The sequence below is a fragment of the Kitasatospora sp. MY 5-36 genome (genome assembly GCF_001182915.1).
Lineage (GTDB): Bacteria > Actinomycetota > Actinomycetes > Streptomycetales > Streptomycetaceae > Kitasatospora.
Window position 1 is genome coordinate 1 of sequence record NZ_LFVW01001146.1, and the last position, 211, is coordinate 211.

1 protein-coding gene is annotated in these 211 nt (G+C 76.3%); it reads left to right on the forward strand.

Annotated elements, in window-relative coordinates; translation table 11 throughout:
- On the forward strand, positions 1–211 hold a 211-nt coding region (locus tag AE652_RS40915; RefSeq protein ID WP_049661005.1), incomplete at both ends, for a hypothetical protein.

Sequence of the window (211 nt, forward strand, 5' to 3'; positions counted from 1 at the left end):
CGTCGCCGGGATCATGAAGATCGTCCTGGCCCTGCGGCACGGACAGCTGCCGCGCACCCTGCACGCCGACACCCCGACCCCGCACGTCGACTGGACCGCCGGGCACGTCGCCCTGCTGCACCGGCCCGTCGCCTGGGCGCCGGACGGCGAGCGGCCCCGCCGGGCCGGCGTCTCCAGCTTCGGCGTCAGCGGCACCAACGCCCACGTCATC